We start from the raw sequence: 16,316 nt of genomic DNA on the forward strand, positions 1-16,316 counted from the left end.
GACGAAACCCGGCTCGGGGCGATGAATCCGGTGGTGGGGAAACCGAAGATTGATCAGGTTGCCGGCCAGCGGCCGGCACGACCGAACGGATTCACAGCGGCACTGCGCCCGGGCGGCCGTGGATGACCTGGAAGCGCGCCGCAGTACGCACCGACGCATCCGCGCGCAGCACGCTGTCGGCGAAGCGCAGCTCCGCATCCACGGTCTGCCGGTTCAGCTGGAGCTTCCACCAGCCGCGGCGGTCACCGTCGAAATAGCGGATGTGCGGGTTCTGCGCTATCGACGGCCCATAGTACGGCCCGTACGGTGTGTCGTCGCCGCCGCTGCTGATCGCCGGAGCGATGAATTCGGTGGCGACGACCGGCGCGCTGGCCGCGTCGAAATCCAGCTTCAGGTCGTTGACGAAAGTGGAATGCCAGTCACCACCGAGCACGATGGCATTGCCCTGCCCGCCTGCCTGCATCGCCTGCAGCAATCGCTTGCGTGCGGCGGGATAGCCGTCCCAGGCATCGTTCCAGAAGCGCTCTCGCGCCGTGCCGCCGTCCAGCCGCAGCTGCGCCATCAGCAGCTGCTGCACCACCACGTTCCAGCGCGTGCCGCGTGCGGCCGCCATCGACTGCGCGAACCAGGCTTCCTGGCCCACGCCCAGCATGCTCATGCGTGGATCCAACGCAGCGTCGCAGCGCGGCGACTCGCCCACCCCGCAGGGATTGGCCGGACGGAACTGGCGGCAGTCGAGCAGCGCAAGCTGTGCCAGATCGCCGTAACGCAGGCGCCGATGCACGCGCAGGCCACCGTTGCCCGCAGGCGTACTACGCATCGGCAGGTGTTCGTAGAACGCGCGGTAGGCCGCCGCGCGGCGAACGATGAAGTCCTCCGTCGAGACGCCGGGCTTCTCCGGATGGATGCCGGAGTAATCGTTCTGCACTTCGTGGTCGTCCCAGATCACCGCGAACGCGTGGGCGGCGTGCGCGGCCTGAAGATCGGGATCGAGCTTGTACAGCGCGTACTGGTCGCGGTAGCGCTCCAGGCCAACGGTCTCGCCACTGAAGCGTTCCGCATCCAGCGTGCGTCCGCGCGCGTTCTGCAGTGGGCTGTACTCGTACAGGTAGTCACCGGCATGCAGCACCAGGTCGACATCACTCTTCGCGATATCGCGCAGCACCGGGTAGTAGCCCCTGTTCCAGGCCTGGCAGGTGCACAGGGCCAGCCGCAGCTGCTGCAGCTGCGTGTCGGGCAGCGGCGCGGTGCGGAAGTGGCCGACCGCGCTTTCCTCGTCACCGTCGCAGGCAAAACGGTAGTAGTAGTCGCGGCCTGGGCGCAGGCCATTGACCTCCACGTGCACCGAATGGGCCAGCTCGGGCACCGCCGCGGCGACGCCACGCTGCACCAGCCGGCGCATGCCCGGGTCTTCGGCCACGAACCAGCGCACCGGCACCGCCCGCGATGGCATGCCGCCACCGTTGAGTGGGTCCGGCGCCAGACGCGTCCACAGTACGGCTCCCTGCGGATCCGGATCGCCCGCGGCGACGCCCAGGGTGAACGGATCACGCCCCAACCGCGGGCGCGGGCCGGCCGTGGCCAGCCCCGGCATCGCCGCCAGTGCGATCGCCGCCCCCGTGCCCTGCCATGCCATGCGCAACAGGCGACGACGGCTTTCCGGATCGACGGGGCCGCGCATCAGAAGTGCACGGTGGCGGTGGCCATCACCTGCCGCGGCGCGCCAACCTGCATGGTCGCCAGGCTGCGGGTCGGGTCGGCGGCGTAGGTGCCGTTGGTATTGATCGAGGACAGGTAGCGCTTGTCGGTCAGGTTGGTCAGGTTCAGCGCCACGGTCAGGTTCTGCGCCGGGCCGAGCGTGCCGAAGTCATAGGCCACCGAAGCGTTGACCAGCCAGTAGCTGGGCACCGACACGTCGTTGGTATAGGTCACGTAACGCTTGCCGACATGGTTGGCGGCCAGGCGCAGGTCCCACGGGCCCGGGGTCCAGGCCAGGGTGCTGGCGAACATCCATTCCGGGGTGTCGACGGTCTTCTTGCCGCGGGTCGGCACCACGCCGTTGTTGACGTAGTCGTTGTCGTAGGTGCTGTCATTCCACGACAGCGCGTTGGACCAGGTCAGGTCCTGCATCGGCTTCAGCTGCAGGGTCGCCTCGGCGCCGCGGCTGGTTACCGAACCGACGTTGGAGAACAGCGCCGGGCAACCGAGGATGCCCACGCACTGCGCGATGGCCAGCAGACGGTTGTCGAACTTGACGTCGTACACCGCTACCGAGGCTTCATAGCCCTGGCCGTAGCCGCGCCAGCCCAGCTCGATGGTGCGCGACTGTTCCGGCTTCAGGTTCTTCGCGCTGGCATCGAAGGCGGCCTGCGGCACGTTGAACGGGCTGCCCACGCCCAGCGCGTAGGCGGCCACGTTCTTGGCGAACGAGCCGAAGATCTCGTTGCCCTCGTTGAGCTTGAAGTTGAAGCCCGCCTGCGGGAGCAGGCCCTTCTTCGAGGTCAGGCTGCTGTTGTTGGCATAGCTGCCCAGCGGCGTGCGCACGCGGGTGCGGGTGTGCGGCGACTTCGCGCCGATGTCGATGGTCAGGCGGTCATCGAACAGGCGGAAGCGGTCCTGCACGTAGAACTGGCGGGTGATGGTGGTGTAGCGCTGGTGCCACACGCGCTGGTCCGGATTGCGCAGGAAGAAGTCGTCGGTGATCGGGCCGTCGATGTAGTAGAAGTTGCGCTGCACGCTGTGGCCGTTGTCTTCGTACCACAGGCCCGCCTCCAGTTCGTGGCCCGCCACGTTCCAGGTAAACGCCGAGGTCACGCCGGTGCGGTCGATCGCATACTCGGTGGTGCGGATCGAGATCGGGATCTCGCGGCTGGTGCCCGGGTTGGACGGATTGGACGGGCTGAACCAATGGCCCTGGCCACGGTTGCTGTGGTTGTAGACGTTGACCTTCAGGCGCATCGACTCGTTCAGGCCGAAATCACCGGCAATGCTGGACACATCGTCATTGCGCAGGCCGTGACCGGAGTAATAGGCGTCCCACGGGCTGTTGACGCCACCACTGTACTTTCCGCGTGCAGCAGCCACCGCGCGATCCCAGTCCGGCGCGTAGTTGTCCCAGTCCCAGCCGAGGCGATCGATCATCTCCAGCGACAGGTCCTGGTAGTCGGCCTCGACGCGGCGCGAAGCGTTGGACAGCGCGGTGATCCTGCTGTCCGTGCCGAAGTTGTAGGTGGCCTTGCCGTTGAACTGCTTCAGTTCCTGCGAGCCCTTGCCCTTCCACTTGTCGCCTTCGGAATACACGCCGGACAGGTAAGCGGCAAAGCCCTGGTGGTCGCCGGTATCGAGGCGCGCATAGCTGCGGCGCGCATTGTCGCTGCCGAAGCTCTGTGCCAGCACGACCCCATATTCGGTGGACGGATCGATCGAGTAGAACTGGAACACGCCGCCGAGGTTGCTGGTGGACGGCGTACCCAGCGCACCAATGCCGGTGGAGACCTCCGCACCGCCCAGGTTCTCGCTGATCACCGCGCGGCTGATGTGCAGGCCGTTGCTGTTGCCGTAGGCCATGTTGCCCAGCGGAATGCCATCGAGGGTGTAGCCCAGGCGATTCTGGTTGAAGCCACGCAGGCTGATGCTGGTGGACCATTCGTAGGCGCCGGTGGCATCGGCCGATTCGAAATGCACGCCCGGCTTGGCCGCCAGCAGCTTCAGCGGGTTGGCACCGGGCGGCAGGACCTTCATGTCCTCGGCGGTCACGCGCTGCACCTGGCGGGCTTCGCCGCGGCCGATCACCGAGATCGAATCGAGGGTCGTGGCCGACTGCGCGTCGGTCGCGGGGGCGGTTTCAGCGACAGCCAGCGACGGCAGCGAAGCACAGACCAGCAGGGCCAGCAGATTGCGGCGAAGCGGAGCGTGGGACGGCATGGAGGCGGATTCCTTGGGCACGCTGGACGCCGAAGGGCGGCGTCGAAGAGCAGCAGCGGCGGAATCGTAGAAGCCTCGCGTTACATGTCATTTACACGCCACGTACGGAAGATTGGCGTTCTGAATGGTTTGCAAGCCGTGGGGTGGTTGCCGGCCAGCGGCCGGCACTACGGTTATTCGAATGAGCCGACCGAGTCGTGGGCCAGGTTGTCGAAGCGGGTGTACTCACCGAAGAACTTCAGCTTGCACGATCCGGTCGGGCCACCACGGTGCTTGCCGATGATGATCTCGGCCAGGCCCTTGTCCGGCGAATTTTCCTTGTTGTAGTAATCGTCGCGGTAGATGAACACGATCATGTCCGCGTCCTGCTCGATTGCACCCGATTCGCGAAGGTCGGCCATCACCGGGCGCTTGTCGGTACGTGTTTCCAGCGATCGGTTGAGCTGCGACAGCGCGATCACCGGCACGTGCAGTTCCTTGGCCAGGCCCTTCAGCGAACGCGAGATCTCCGAGATTTCGGTGGCGCGGTTTTCACTGTTGCCCGGCACGCTCATCAGCTGCAGGTAGTCGATCACCACCAGGCCCAGGTCGTGCTCGCGCTTGAGGCGGCGGCACTTGGAACGCAGCACTTCCGGCGACACGCCCGGCGTATCGTCGATGAAGATCTTGGTTTCCTTCAGCATCTTGATCGCGCTGGTGACGCGGCTCCAGTCTTCATCTTCCAGCTGGCCGGTACGCAGGCGCTGCGCGTTGATGCGGCCGTTGGAGGAGATCAGGCGCATCGCCAGCTGCGAGGCCGACATTTCCATCGAGAACACCGCCACGCCCTTCTTCGACTTGATCGCCGCGTACTCGGCAATGTTCAGTGCAAAAGTCGTCTTGCCCATGGCCGGGCGCGCGGCGAGGATGATCAGGTCGGTCGGCTGCAGGCCGGCAGTCATCGCATCGAAGTCGTTGTAGCCGGTCGGCAGGCCGGTGATGTTGCCACCGTTCTCGAAGCGGTTGCGCAGTTCCTCGAAGGCATCCTTCAGCGCGCCAGGCATCGCCACGAAGTCGGTACGGCCGCGTGCACCCTGTTCAGCGATGGCGAACACGCTCTTCTCCGCAGAGGCCAGCAGCTCACTGCTGTCACGGCCCTCAGGCTGGAAGCCATCGTTGACGATGTCGGTGCCGACCTGGATCAGCTGCCGCAGCACGGCCTTGTCACGCACGATCTCGGCATAGGCCACGATGTTGGCCGCCGATGGCGTGGTGCTCGCCAGCTCGATCAGGTAGGCACCATCGCCCACCAGTTCCAGCTTGCCCTGTGATTCGAACCACTCGCCCAGGGTCACCGCGTCGAACGGCCGCTCGCGCTCGGACAGCTCACGGATCGCGCGGTAGATCATCTGGTGATCGCGGCGGTAGAAATCGCCCTCGGTCAGCTGGTCGTTGACCCGGTCGTAGGCCTCCGGCGCCAGCATCAGACCACCCAGCACCGCCTGCTCGGCTTCCACCGAATGCGGCGGAACGCGCAACTGGTCGATACGCGATTCGTCGCGATCACGATCAAAGCCATCACCGCGCTCTCTGCGGTTGGAACGGAAGCCGGAACGAGCGGACATGCTGCGGTGTTTCCTGCAAAAGTGGGCCGGACGAGTGTAGGCATGCGCCGACCCCGGCAGCCATGGACAAGCCTGTGGATAAGCCGTGGAGAAACGGGGGATATCCGCCAGTGCCTGGCCACTCTGGCGCGGGGGCGTCGCAGTGCCTGCGACGGGCGCCGTTGCGGCGCCCGGGTGGGTCATTATCGCAGATCAGGCGGCCAGGGTCGGATTCCGTGCAGCGCACGGGCTCCGGTGCTCAGCGGAACGTGGGGCCAGGGCCCGCCGCTGCGCGCCGGGATCCCGACCCGCGGCCTGGCTGCTGCTACCCCATCGGTCTCAGTCGCCCTTCACATGCACCGCGATCAGTGCCAGGAACCGGTCCACGTAGCCCTGCAGGAATTTCTGCGTGCCCTCGTTGTGGATCGTGCCGTCGGCGTCGATCAGGCCGTCCTTGAAATGGATGAACGCCTCGGGCTGGCCGAGCACGTGCATGTCCAGGAAGGCCAGGCTGTTGCGCAGGTGCTGCTGGGCCACGGCGGTGCCGATCTGGCCGATGGAGGCGCCGATCACCGCCGCCGGCTTGCCGGCAAACGCACTGTCACCGTAGGGGCGCGAGCCGATGTCGATGGCGTTCTTCAGCACGCCCGGCACCGACCGGTTGTATTCGGGGGTCACGAACAGCACCGCGTCGGCGGCGCGCACCTGATCCTTCAGCCGGGTGCCCTGAGGCGGGTACTGGCCATCGAAATCCTGGTCGTACAGCGGTAGATCACCAATCTGCACGTACTGAAAGCGCGCGCGGTCGCCAGCGATCTTCTCCAGCGCATGGGCCAGCTTGCGGTTGCAGGAATCCTTGCGCAGGCTGCCGACGAACACGGCGATGGTGGGGACGGACATAGGGACATACTCCTCACGGTGCGGGAGGCCCAGCCTAGACGCCGGGCCCGTGCCGTCCGGTGAAGATCAGCCCCCGGTCACGCGGGTCCGCACCTGCCGCCAATGCGCCTGCCAGGCCTGGAACATCAGCACATTCCACAGGTGGGTATGCCACTTGCGCTGGCCGCCCAGGAACTGCTGCCACAGCGGCTGCACCGCCGCCGCCGACAGCACGCCTTCGCGCTCCAGGCGCGCCGGCTGCAACAGATCTTCGGCCCACGGCCGCAGGTCGCCCTTCAGCCAGTCGCTGACCGGCGCGCCGAACCCGCGCTTGGGCCGGTGCACCATCGACTGCGGCACGTAGCGGCCAAGCACGCGCTTGAGCAGCACCTTGCTGGTGGTTTCGCTGCGCTTGAAGCCCAGCGGCAGCGACCAGGCGAACTCGGCCACGCGCCAGTCCAGCAGCGGCGCGCGTGCCTCCAGGCTGACCGCCATCGAGGTGCGGTCGACCTTGCAGAGCAGGTCATCCGGCAGGTAGGTCACGTAATCGGCCAGCATCATCGCGTCGGCCGGCGTGCCGGCACCGTGCAGCGGATCGGCCAGGTCGTAGAAGCTGCCGGCGGCCTGTGCGCCGGGCACTGCCGCGGCGGGGTCGCGCCAGCGCGAGATGCGGTTGCGGTACACGTCGCCAATGCCACGCGCGCCGGACTCGGCCAACAGCGCGGCCAGTCCGCCGGTCCGCGAGGCCTCGCCCTGGTGCTGCGCGCGCGCGCCCATCCAGCGTCGCAGCGGGCCCGGCACGCGGCCCAGCATCTGCCAGTTGCGCAGCGCGCGCACGTAGCGGGTATAGCCGAAGAACAGCTCATCACCGCCGTCGCCAGACAACGCCACGGTCACGCCCTGCCGCGCCAGCCGGGCGACCAGCGCGGTCGGCACCTGCGAGGCATCGGCAAAGGGTTCGTCGAACATTGCCGGCAGCTGCGGCACGACTGCCAGTGCATCCGCGCCGCTGACGTAGAGCTCGGTATGGTCGCAGCCCAGATGCGTGGCCAGTTCCCTGGCCAGCGGTGCCTCGTCGTGGCCCGAATCGGTGAAGCCGATGCTGAAGCTGTGCACCGGCTGCCCGCTCTGCGCCTGCATCAGCGCCGCCACCAGCGACGAATCGGTACCGCCGGACAGGAACACGCCCACCGGCACGTCGGCCACCATGCGCAGCGCCACCGCGTCGCGCAGCAGCCCGTCCAGCTGCTCCTCTGCCTCCTCGATGCGGCCCTGGAACGGCGCAGCCAGTGCCGCCTGCATGCGTGCACGCGCATCCCAGTACGGGCGCTGCGCCTGCTCCGGGCGATGCGCCGATGCACCCGCCGCTACGGCTTCGGCGTCCAGGCGCAGCACGCGGCCGGGCATCAGCTTGTAGCAGCGCTGGTGGATGCTGTGCGGGGCCGGAATGTAATCCAACCGCAGCAACAGGGTCAGCGCGTCGCGGTCGATGTCGTTGTCGAACGCCGGGTGCTGCCACAGCGCTTTCAGTTCGGAACCGAACACCAGAGTGTCACCGGCCCAGCCGTAGTACAGCGGCTTCTTGCCAACGCGGTCGCGTGCCAGCCACAGGCACTGCGCCTGGCGATCCCACAGCGCGATGGCGAACATGCCGTTGCAACGCTGCAGGGTTTCTTCCATGCCCCACTGCAGGATCGCCGCGAGCAGCACTTCGGTGTCGGAATGGCCACGGAAAGCATGCCCCAACGGCTCCAGTTCGGCACGCAGGGCGGCGAAGTTGTAGACCTCGCCGTTGTAGGCCATCACGTAGCGGCCATCGGACGAGGCCATCGGCTGGTGGCCCAGCGGCGACAGATCGAGAATGCTCAGCCGACGGTGCGCCAGCGCGATGCCTGCCGCGGCATCGACCCAGCTGCCGCCATCATCCGGCCCGCGGTGGTGCAGCGCCTCGCCCATGGCCAGGACCTGCGCCTGCAGCACCTCGGCCGACGCCACCGGCGCCGGCAACAACATTCCCGCCAATCCACACATGCATCAAGGTTCCTGCGCCAGTTCAAGGGCGGCGCCAATCACCGCATTGTCGCTTGGAAGCCCGAACATTGCTGCCCCTGCCAGCGGGGTATAGGTATCGGCGCCGCAGACCCGGCGCAGCGGCAGGTGGCCGAAACCGGCCTCGACCAGTGCGGTGACCACGCCCTCGCCCACCCCTCCACTGTGGCGGCCCTCGTCCAGCACCAGCACGCGCCGTGCGCTGGCGGCCTGGCTGGCGATGAAGCCGGCATCCAGCGGCACCAGCCAGCGCAGGTCGACCACCCGTACCTGCCAGCCCAGCTGCTGTTCGATGGCCCGCGCTGCGCGCAGCGCCATCGGCACGCCATTGCCGTAGGTGTAGACCACCAGGTCGCCAGCCTCCGGCCCGTAAACACGGCCTTCGCCCGGCACCAGTGCCCGGCCCTGGGCCGGGTAGTCGAACAGCCACTGGCCATCGCCCGGCTCATGCAGGTCCTTGCTCATGTACAGCGCGATCGGCTCGAGGAACACCGCCACGCGCCCATCCACCCGGGCCAGCGCCGCCAGCGTGCGCAGCATCATCACCGCATCGTCGCCGCGCGATGGGCAGCCGACCACCAGCCCGGGGATGTCGCGCAGGGCGGTGACCGAGTTGTCGTTGTGGAAATGGCCGCCGAAACCCTTCTGGTAGCCCAGCCCGGCCACCCGCACCAGCATCGGGTTGCGGTACTGGTCGTTGGAGAAGAACTGCAGCGAACAGGCTTCGCCACGCAGCTGGTCGATGGCGTTGTGCAAGTAGGCAAGGTACTGGATCTCCGGGATCGGCAGCGTGCCCATGTTGGCCAGGCCCTGCGCCATGCCCAGGATCATGGTCTCGTCCAGCAGGGTGTTGAACACCCGGCGCGGCCCGAAGCGGCGCAGCAGATCCTTGGTGACGGTGTAGACACCGCCCTTCTGCGCCACGTCCTCGCCGAACAGCAGGCTCTGCGGATACTTGGCCAGCAGCTCCTGCAGACCATGATTGATCTGGATTGCGAGATGCCGCGGCGTCTGTCGTTCCGGCAATGCCTCGGCACCGCCATAGAGTGCCTCGCGTGCTTCGGCAGCGACCTCGCGCTGCGCTTCGGCCTGCACCGCTGCAGGGGTGTACGGTGCCAGCGGCGCCATCACCTCCCGCAGCGACTGCAGCTTCGCACTGCCTTCGGCATCGGCGGCAGCGGCCATGCAGCGCGCGCGCATCGTTTCGTAGGCCACTTCGATGGCGGCCGCATCCATCCAGCCTGATTCCAGCGCGATCTGCGCCGAGCGCAGCAGCGGATCCTGCGCCTCGGCCGCGCACAGTTCCGGCAGCGCGCGCCATTCCACTTCAAAGTCGGTGCCGGCATGGCCCATCAGGCGCGTGGTGCGCAGATGCAGGAAGGTCGGCCGCCGCGTGCGCCGGCAGTGTTCCACCGCCGCCTGCACCTGGGCGTGCCCGGTGGCCAGGTCGAGGCCATCGGCAAAGAAATAGTCCAGCCCCGGCTGGTGGCTGAAGCGCTCGGCGATCCAGCCATCGGGGGTCTTCACCGAGATGCCCAGGCCGTTGTCCTCGCAGACGAACAGGATCGGCGCCGGTAGTTTCTGGTAGGCCGACCACATCGCGGTATTGAAGGCGGTCTGCGCGGTGGCGTGGTTGGCCGACGCATCGCCGAACGAGCACAGCACGATGCTGTCGGTGGGAATGGGCAGCGCCTGCCCCAGCCGCTTGCCACTCTCGATGGCCAGCGCGGTACCCAGCGCCTTGGGCAGGTGCGACGCAATCGTCGAGGTCTGCGGCAGCACCCACAATGGCTTGCTGCCCCACACCTTGTGGCGGCCACCGCTGGCCGGATCATCCGCGCTGGCGGCGAAGGACAGTGCCGCATCGCGCAGCGGGTCGATGCCCGGCACCTGCCGCGAACGCTCGGCCATGAAGGCGCCGGAACGATAGTGCAGGAAGGCAGGATCGGTGTGCCGGCAGGCCCGCGCCAGCAGCGCGTTGCCTTCATGGCCGGACGAACCGATGGTGTAGAAGACCTTGTTCTGCACGCGCAGCACGCGCGCCATCAGGTCCAGCTGGCGACTGGCCAGCTGCGAGTCGAACAGTTCATCGAAGGCGGCAGCGGTGAGCGTACTGCCCGGCAGGATCGGAGCATCTGCCGCGGGTCGCGGGCGCGGCGTCCCGCGCCACCCGCGCACCGCCTCAAGGAAATTGACGTCGCACACCTCGGCGCGGTTGAACCCCCGCATGCGCGCGGGAATCGGATCCGGAACCACAGCGAACATCGAACACCCTCCGTGTCGTTGTTGCGTTCCGCCCGGCAATACCGGGCGCTACCCTGTGGGCATCAGGCCGCCTCGAAACGCGAGCGCACCTCGGCGGTCACCGCCGGCATCGGCAGGAAGCGCGGCTGCGCACGCACGCGCTGCAGCCAGGCGCGAACTTCCGGGAACGGCTCCAGGCTGATGCCGCCCTCGCCCGCCACATCGGTATAGGCAAACAGGGCGATATCGGCAATGCCGTATCCGCTGCCGGTGAACCACTGCGCTTCGCGCAGGTGCTGCTCCATCACCGCCAACGCGGTGGCGGCACGCTCGTGCAGGCGTGGCAGTTCGGCACGGCGTGGCGAGTCGGGCGCCGTCCAGCCCCGGATGAAGCGCGCTACCGCCACGCACGGCTCGTGCGTGTACTGCTCGAAGAACATCCAGCTCAACGCCTGCGCACGCTCCCAGCCATCGCTGGGCAGGTAGGGCGTGCCTTCGGCCAGCCAGAACAGGATCGCGTTGGACTCGGTCAGCACGCGGCCGTCGTCGCGGACGATCAGCGGCACCTTGGCATTCGGGTTGAGCGCCAGGAATTCGGGCGTGTGGGTCTGGCCATGGGCACTGTCCACTTCCACCCAGCGGTAACGGCTGCCGAGCTGCTCAAGCAGCAGCCGGACCTTGTGGCAATTGCCCGAGACCGACATGCCATGCACCGTCAGCGGGACGCGCTCTTCCACCATTGCCTGCTCCATCGGATCCGGCCGGCGGCCGGCTGCGTGCAGTCTGGCAAGTGCGCCAGGGAATGCCAAGCGCGGATGCAGCATGGCACCCCGGTAGTGCCGGCCGCTGGCCGGCATCCTCCATGCAGCTGGATCCAAGCGATTGCCGGCCAGCGGCCGGCACTACCGGGCCACGTTCAGCGTGCACGCTGCCGCCACTGTTCGCGCGACTGGCCCCAGATCTGCATCGGTTTGTCGTTGTACGGCGGCGGCAGTTCGCCCATCCGCAGCAACGTGCTGCCCAGCTTGCGCGCGACCGCCCGCGAGTTGTCGTTGTTCTCGGCGATGGTATGGATCACCTCGTGCCAACCCAGCGTGTCGAAGGCCCAGTCGATCGCCGCGACCGCCGCTTCCGGCGCATAGCCCCGGCCCCAGCTGGCGCGGCGGATGCCCCAGCCGACCTCGGTACCCGGCCAGTCCTGCGGTTGCCAGGGGCCCATCCGCCCGATCCAGTCCCCGCTGGATTTTTCGATCACGCTGAACATCGAAAAGCCGAACAGCTGCCAGGCGCCAGCCAGGCTGCAGAAGCCGCGCCAGGCTACCGAAGGCGGCTGCACGCCACCGAGGGTGCGCATCGTTTCCTCGTCGGCGCAGAACGCCAGATAGGGTTCGTAGTCCTCGCGCAGCAGCGGACGCAGGATCAGGCGCTCGGTTTCCAGGCGCAGGTCGAAGATGCTCATGCCGACTCCATGTCGAAGGGGCCACCATGATGGTGGATTCCGCCTCCACACGGATGAATGCCCGCGCTCACAACGAAACGGGCCGGCATGCGCCGGCCCGTCGGGTACAGCACGTATTCTGGATTACTGGCGCGTGGCTGCAGTGGCGCCGGCAGCAGCGGTCTGCGTGACCAGCTGGCCATCGACCACCGGCAGGCGATCGCTGGCCGGCTTGTTGTCCATGCGCACGGTCTTCTCGGCGCCGTCGTAGCGGTAGGTCACGTTGTAGCCCTTCACCACGTCATTGGTGCCCATGGCGATGCGGTTGCCCGGCTTGCTGGCCATGCGCATGGTGCCGGTGGTGCCGTCCTCGTTGCGGTAGGTCACGTTGTAGCCGGTAACACGGCTCGACTCGGAGGTGGCGGTCTCGGTGTGGCACTGGCGCTCGGTGCGGTTGACCACGCGGCCACCCACATGGCGCTTGTCGATCTGGTTGCCGATGAAGCCACCGGCCACGGCACCGGCTGCGGTCGCGGCCTTCTTGCCGTTGCCACCGCCGACCTGGTTGCCGAGCAGGCCGCCGACCACCGCGCCGACCACGGTGCCGCCGACGTTGCCGTCACGCTCCGGCAGGCGCTCCTGCACGGTCACGTCCTGGCAGACCTCGTGCGGGGTCTGGGTGGTGGAGGTCTCGCGCACGGGATCGGTGCCGATCACGGTGGCGTAGGCCTTCTGCTTCTCGGTGATCGGGTCGACCTTCAGCACGTCGGCGTATTCCAGCCCGCGCGGTGCAGACGGGTCGAGCTTGTCACCACGCGCGCCATCGTCAACGGCATTGCCGTCAACCAGCCGCGATTCACCGTTGGGGGTTCCGGCGCTGATGGAATCAGGCGACTTGTCGCCGCTCTTCATGAAGGCGGCGGTGGCGATGCCACCGACCAGCAGCGCGCCCGCTGCGACCAGGACAGTTGTAGTTGTGCTTTTCATGACCTGCTCCTTGCGGACCATCCGCAACGTTCTCGGCCCAGATTGCAGCATGCACTGCCTGAACGGAATCTCCACATTTCCTGCTCATTCCTGTAACCCATTCAGCATCGGGAAATGCTGGGCCCGTGGTAGCGTTTGCATATTCCCCACGAGGATCCACGCCATGGCCTACCCGATGCTGCTGCCGGTACTGCAATGGGCCCGCCGGCTGCGCTACCCCACCCTGTTCAAGCTGACCGCCGGCCTGTTCGTGCTGACCCTGTTCATTCCCGACCCGATTCCGTTCGTCGACGAGCTGGTACTGGGCTTCGGCACCCTGCTGCTGGCCAACTGGAAGAGCCGCAATACAGTCCCGGCCCCGCCGCCGCTGGAACAGCGTTGATCCCGCTGGTCGACAGCCACTGCCATCTGGATGCCAGTGAATTCGATGCTGACCGCACGGCGGTGATCGAGCGCGCGGGCGCCGCGGGCGTGCGCGAGCAGGTGGTACCGGCCGTCACGGCCGCCAGCTGGCCGAAGCTGCGCGAGGTCTGCCGGCAGGCACCGGGGCTGTACCCGGCCTACGGCCTGCATCCGATGTTCCTGGCCGAGCACCGGCCCGACCATCTGCCGCTGCTGCGCGAATGGATCGATCGCGAACGCCCGTGCGCGATCGGCGAATGCGGGCTGGACTTCTTCGTCGAGGGACTGGATGCAGAGGCGCAACTGGCGTACTTCATCGGCCAGCTGCAACTGGCCCGCGAGTTCGAGCTGCCGGTGATCGTGCATGCGCGACGCGCGGTGGATGCGGTCATTGCCGCGATCCGTCGCGTCGGCGGCCTGCGCGGCGTGGTGCACAGCTTTTCCGGCAGCCCGGAACAGGCCGCGCAACTGCATCGGCAAGGCTTCCTGCTCGGTCTCGGTGGTCCGCTGACCTACGATCGCGCGCAACGGCTGCAGCGCCTGGTGCGCGGGATGCCGCTGGAACAGCTGCTGCTGGAGACCGACGCGCCCGACCAGCCTGACGCCGGCATCCGCGGCCAGCGCAACGAACCAGCGCGACTGGCAGTCATCGCCCGCCACGTGGCCGCACTGCGCGGGATGGAGCTGGACGCGGTGGCCCAGGCCACGACGGAGAATGCGCGGCGCCTGTTCGCGCTGCCGGCAATGTAACGGGCAGGTGCCGGCCGCTGGCCGGCACGATCCATCACACCTCGCTGGACTCGACCACTTCGGCCTTCACCTTCTTCGGCTCCAGCAGCATTTCAAGCGCCTTGCCGACCGCCGCGAAGGCGAAGGCACCGGTGATGTGGGTTGCCGCACCGAGGCCTGCGCCACAGTCCAGTTTCAATGCAGCATCCGCACCGAGGTTCGGGCGGATGCCGCAGACGCTGCCATCGGCCTGCGGATACTTCACGTTTTCCAGCGAGTACACCGCCGGTACGCCAAAATAGCGCTTGGCATTCTTCGGGAAATTGAACTCGCTGCGCAGCTTCTTGCGGATCAGCGCCAGCATGGCGTCGTGCTCGGTGCGCGAGACATCGCGGATGCGCACCAGGGTCGGATCGGTGCGACCACCGGCAGCCCCCACGGTCAGCAGCGGCAGCTTGCGGCGACGGCACCAGGCGATCGTCTCGACCTTCACCCGGAAGCTGTCGCAGGCATCGATCACCAGGTCGAAGCCACGGTCCAGCAACTCGGCCATGTTCGACACGGTCAGGAATGCCTGCACGGCATCGACCTCGATGTCCGGGTTGATCGCACGGCAACGCTCGGCCATCGCCTCGGCCTTGTTGCGGCCGTAGTTGCCTTCCATCGCCGGCAGCTGCCGGTTGGTGTTGGACACACAGATGTCATCGGCGTCGATCAGGGTCAGGTGGCCGACCGCCGAACGCGCCAGCGCTTCCACCACCCACGAGCCGACCCCACCCATGCCCACCACCGCCACGCGGCTGCCCTGCAGGCGCTCGAGCGCACCTACGCCATACAGCCGTTCGATGCCGGCGAAGCGTTGTTTGACCTGTTCGTTCATGCGGCTATTTTAACGTGCAGGCGCCAGCGCCTACAGCGCGCCGGCATCGAACCCACCGTTGCACGCCAGGAGAGCCCGCCATGAACGCCAGCCCGCCCCGCCGCCCGTCCACTGCCCAGCGGTACCTGTTCGTGCTGTGCCTGGGCCTGCTGATCGGCCTGGTCGCCACGGTCGTGGTCGGCCGCGCCCTGCAGGCCCGCCGCGACCCGTTCCCGGACAGCCTGATGCAGGTGATGCAGCGGCAAGCGCAGCTGCTGCAGCAGGCCCAGCAGCAGAACCGCTGCAGCCTGGCCGACAGCGTGCCGCGGCTGCAGGCCCTGCGCCTTCTGTCCAACGACCTCGACCTGGCCTTTCCCGGGCTGAAGGACAACGGCCGGTTCCAGCAGCACGCCAGCCAGCTGCGCGGCAACCTCAACGCCGCATTGGCGGCTCCGCCCAGTGACTGCACCGCCCTGGCCAAGGTCGTGGAAACCGTGCAGGCCGACTGCCGCGCCTGCCACCAGGACTTCCGCTGACGCGCATTCATCCTGTAGCCGGGCAAGGCACACCTGGTTGGCACCTTGTTCACGTTCGAAAGGAGAGGATTCGTCCACCCTGCTGCATGACGCAGTACCACCCAACACACCCGCCTTCACGGCCAGGAGACGCTCCATGAAGATCCAGCTCATTGCCGCCAGCGCCATCGCTACCCTCGCCCTGGCTGGCTGTGCCACCTCGCCCGGCTACGGTGGCGGTGGTTACAACAACGGCTACAACAATGGTGGCTACGGCAACAACGGCGGTTACAACCAGGGCCGTTGCGCTGACTGTGGCATCGTCACCCGCATCAACACCGTGCCGTCGGGCCGCACCGCGCCCAGCGCGACCGGCGCCATCCTCGGCGGCATCGTCGGTGCCGTGGCCGGCCATGAGATCTCCGATCACACCGGTGGCAGCCGTGGCAACAAGAACATCGCTGCGGCCGCAGGCGCGGTCGGTGGCGCGCTGGCCGGCAACCAGATCCAGAAGAACGTGACCAGTGATACCTACGACATCAGCGTGCGCATGGACGATGGCCGCACCATCGTGGTCAACCAGCGCGACCTCGGCGGCATCCGCGAAAACACCTACGTGCGCGTGGTCAACGGCAAGGTCATCCTGCGCTGACCTGCGCCGGGCCGGCGGCAAAGAAAAAAGGCCCGCTTGCGCGGGCCTTTTTCAT

14 protein-coding genes are annotated in these 16,316 nt (G+C 67.3%); 4 read left to right on the top strand and 10 right to left on the bottom strand.

Translation table 11 applies throughout. The features are described 5' to 3' along the window. Nucleotides 1-91: 91 nt before the first annotated feature. From O0K41_RS09905 to O0K41_RS09945, 9 genes are all read right to left on the bottom strand, one after another. Nucleotides 92-1,681 (bottom strand): alkaline phosphatase D family protein, encoded by a 1,590-nt coding sequence (locus O0K41_RS09905; protein ID WP_164222013.1) that lies wholly within the window; start codon nt 1,679-1,681, stop codon nt 92-94. Next, a complete protein-coding gene (locus O0K41_RS09910) occupies nt 1,681-3,924 on the bottom strand; it encodes a TonB-dependent receptor (RefSeq protein WP_099524149.1) in 2,244 nt (747 codons plus the stop codon). Before O0K41_RS09910 ends, O0K41_RS09905 begins: the two co-directional genes overlap by 1 nt. Before the next feature lie 173 nt (nt 3,925-4,097). Next, nucleotides 4,098-5,528: a replicative DNA helicase gene (locus tag O0K41_RS09915; protein ID WP_005410278.1), complete on the bottom strand. Its 1,431-nt coding sequence runs from the start codon at nt 5,526-5,528 to the stop codon at nt 4,098-4,100. A 318-nt stretch (nt 5,529-5,846) separates the two neighbouring features. Further along, nucleotides 5,847-6,407, bottom strand: a complete 561-nt coding sequence (locus tag O0K41_RS09920; RefSeq protein WP_005410279.1) for an NAD(P)H-dependent oxidoreductase — start codon at nt 6,405-6,407, stop codon at nt 5,847-5,849. A gap of 66 nt (nt 6,408-6,473) precedes the next feature. Then, nucleotides 6,474-8,417 (bottom strand): asparagine synthase (glutamine-hydrolyzing), encoded by a 1,944-nt coding sequence (gene asnB / locus O0K41_RS09925; protein ID WP_049451492.1) that lies wholly within the window; start codon nt 8,415-8,417, stop codon nt 6,474-6,476. Between the two features lie 3 nt (nt 8,418-8,420). Continuing rightward, nucleotides 8,421-10,700: a transketolase C-terminal domain-containing protein gene (locus O0K41_RS09930; protein WP_164222015.1), complete on the bottom strand. Its 2,280-nt coding sequence runs from the start codon at nt 10,698-10,700 to the stop codon at nt 8,421-8,423. Between the two features lie 62 nt (nt 10,701-10,762). Continuing rightward, a complete protein-coding gene (locus tag O0K41_RS09935) occupies nt 10,763-11,419 on the bottom strand; it encodes a glutathione S-transferase family protein (protein WP_005410282.1) in 657 nt (218 codons plus the stop codon). Nucleotides 11,420-11,595: 176 nt separating this feature from the next. Then, nucleotides 11,596-12,138 carry a GNAT family N-acetyltransferase gene (locus O0K41_RS09940; RefSeq protein WP_005410283.1) on the bottom strand — a complete coding sequence of 181 codons (543 nt, stop codon included), beginning with the start codon at nt 12,136-12,138 and terminating at the stop codon, nt 11,596-11,598. A gap of 123 nt (nt 12,139-12,261) precedes the next feature. After that, nucleotides 12,262-13,104 carry a glycine zipper 2TM domain-containing protein gene (locus O0K41_RS09945; RefSeq protein WP_005410284.1) on the bottom strand — a complete coding sequence of 281 codons (843 nt, stop codon included), beginning with the start codon at nt 13,102-13,104 and terminating at the stop codon, nt 12,262-12,264. A 163-nt stretch (nt 13,105-13,267) separates the two neighbouring features. Here O0K41_RS09945 and O0K41_RS09950 point away from each other — a divergent pair, with 163 nt between their 5' ends. Together O0K41_RS09950 and O0K41_RS09955 are read left to right on the top strand one after the other, a co-directional pair. Next, nucleotides 13,268-13,486: a DUF6116 family protein gene (locus O0K41_RS09950; protein ID WP_149501235.1), complete on the top strand. Its 219-nt coding sequence runs from the start codon at nt 13,268-13,270 to the stop codon at nt 13,484-13,486. Further along, nucleotides 13,483-14,256 carry a TatD family hydrolase gene (locus tag O0K41_RS09955; RefSeq protein ID WP_149501236.1) on the top strand — a complete coding sequence of 258 codons (774 nt, stop codon included), beginning with the start codon at nt 13,483-13,485 and terminating at the stop codon, nt 14,254-14,256. Before O0K41_RS09950 ends, O0K41_RS09955 begins: the two co-directional genes overlap by 4 nt. 34 nt (nt 14,257-14,290) lie before the next feature. On the opposite strand, the gene O0K41_RS09960 is transcribed toward O0K41_RS09955, so the two are convergent. Continuing rightward, complete coding sequence (locus O0K41_RS09960; RefSeq protein ID WP_005410287.1) at nt 14,291-15,115, bottom strand: tRNA threonylcarbamoyladenosine dehydratase; 825 nt, start codon at nt 15,113-15,115, stop codon at nt 14,291-14,293. Between the two features lie 80 nt (nt 15,116-15,195). Here O0K41_RS09960 and O0K41_RS09965 point away from each other — a divergent pair, with 80 nt between their 5' ends. Continuing rightward, nucleotides 15,196-15,630: a hypothetical protein gene (locus tag O0K41_RS09965; protein WP_005410288.1), complete on the top strand. Its 435-nt coding sequence runs from the start codon at nt 15,196-15,198 to the stop codon at nt 15,628-15,630. 136 nt (nt 15,631-15,766) lie between these two features. Further along, complete coding sequence (locus O0K41_RS09970) at nt 15,767-16,261, top strand: glycine zipper 2TM domain-containing protein (protein ID WP_005410289.1); 495 nt, start codon at nt 15,767-15,769, stop codon at nt 16,259-16,261. The last annotated feature ends 55 nt before the right edge of the window (nt 16,262-16,316 follow it).

This window comes from Stenotrophomonas sp. Sm2128 (assembly GCF_030985535.1).
In the GTDB taxonomy this organism is placed as follows: domain Bacteria; phylum Pseudomonadota; class Gammaproteobacteria; order Xanthomonadales; family Xanthomonadaceae; genus Stenotrophomonas; species Stenotrophomonas maltophilia.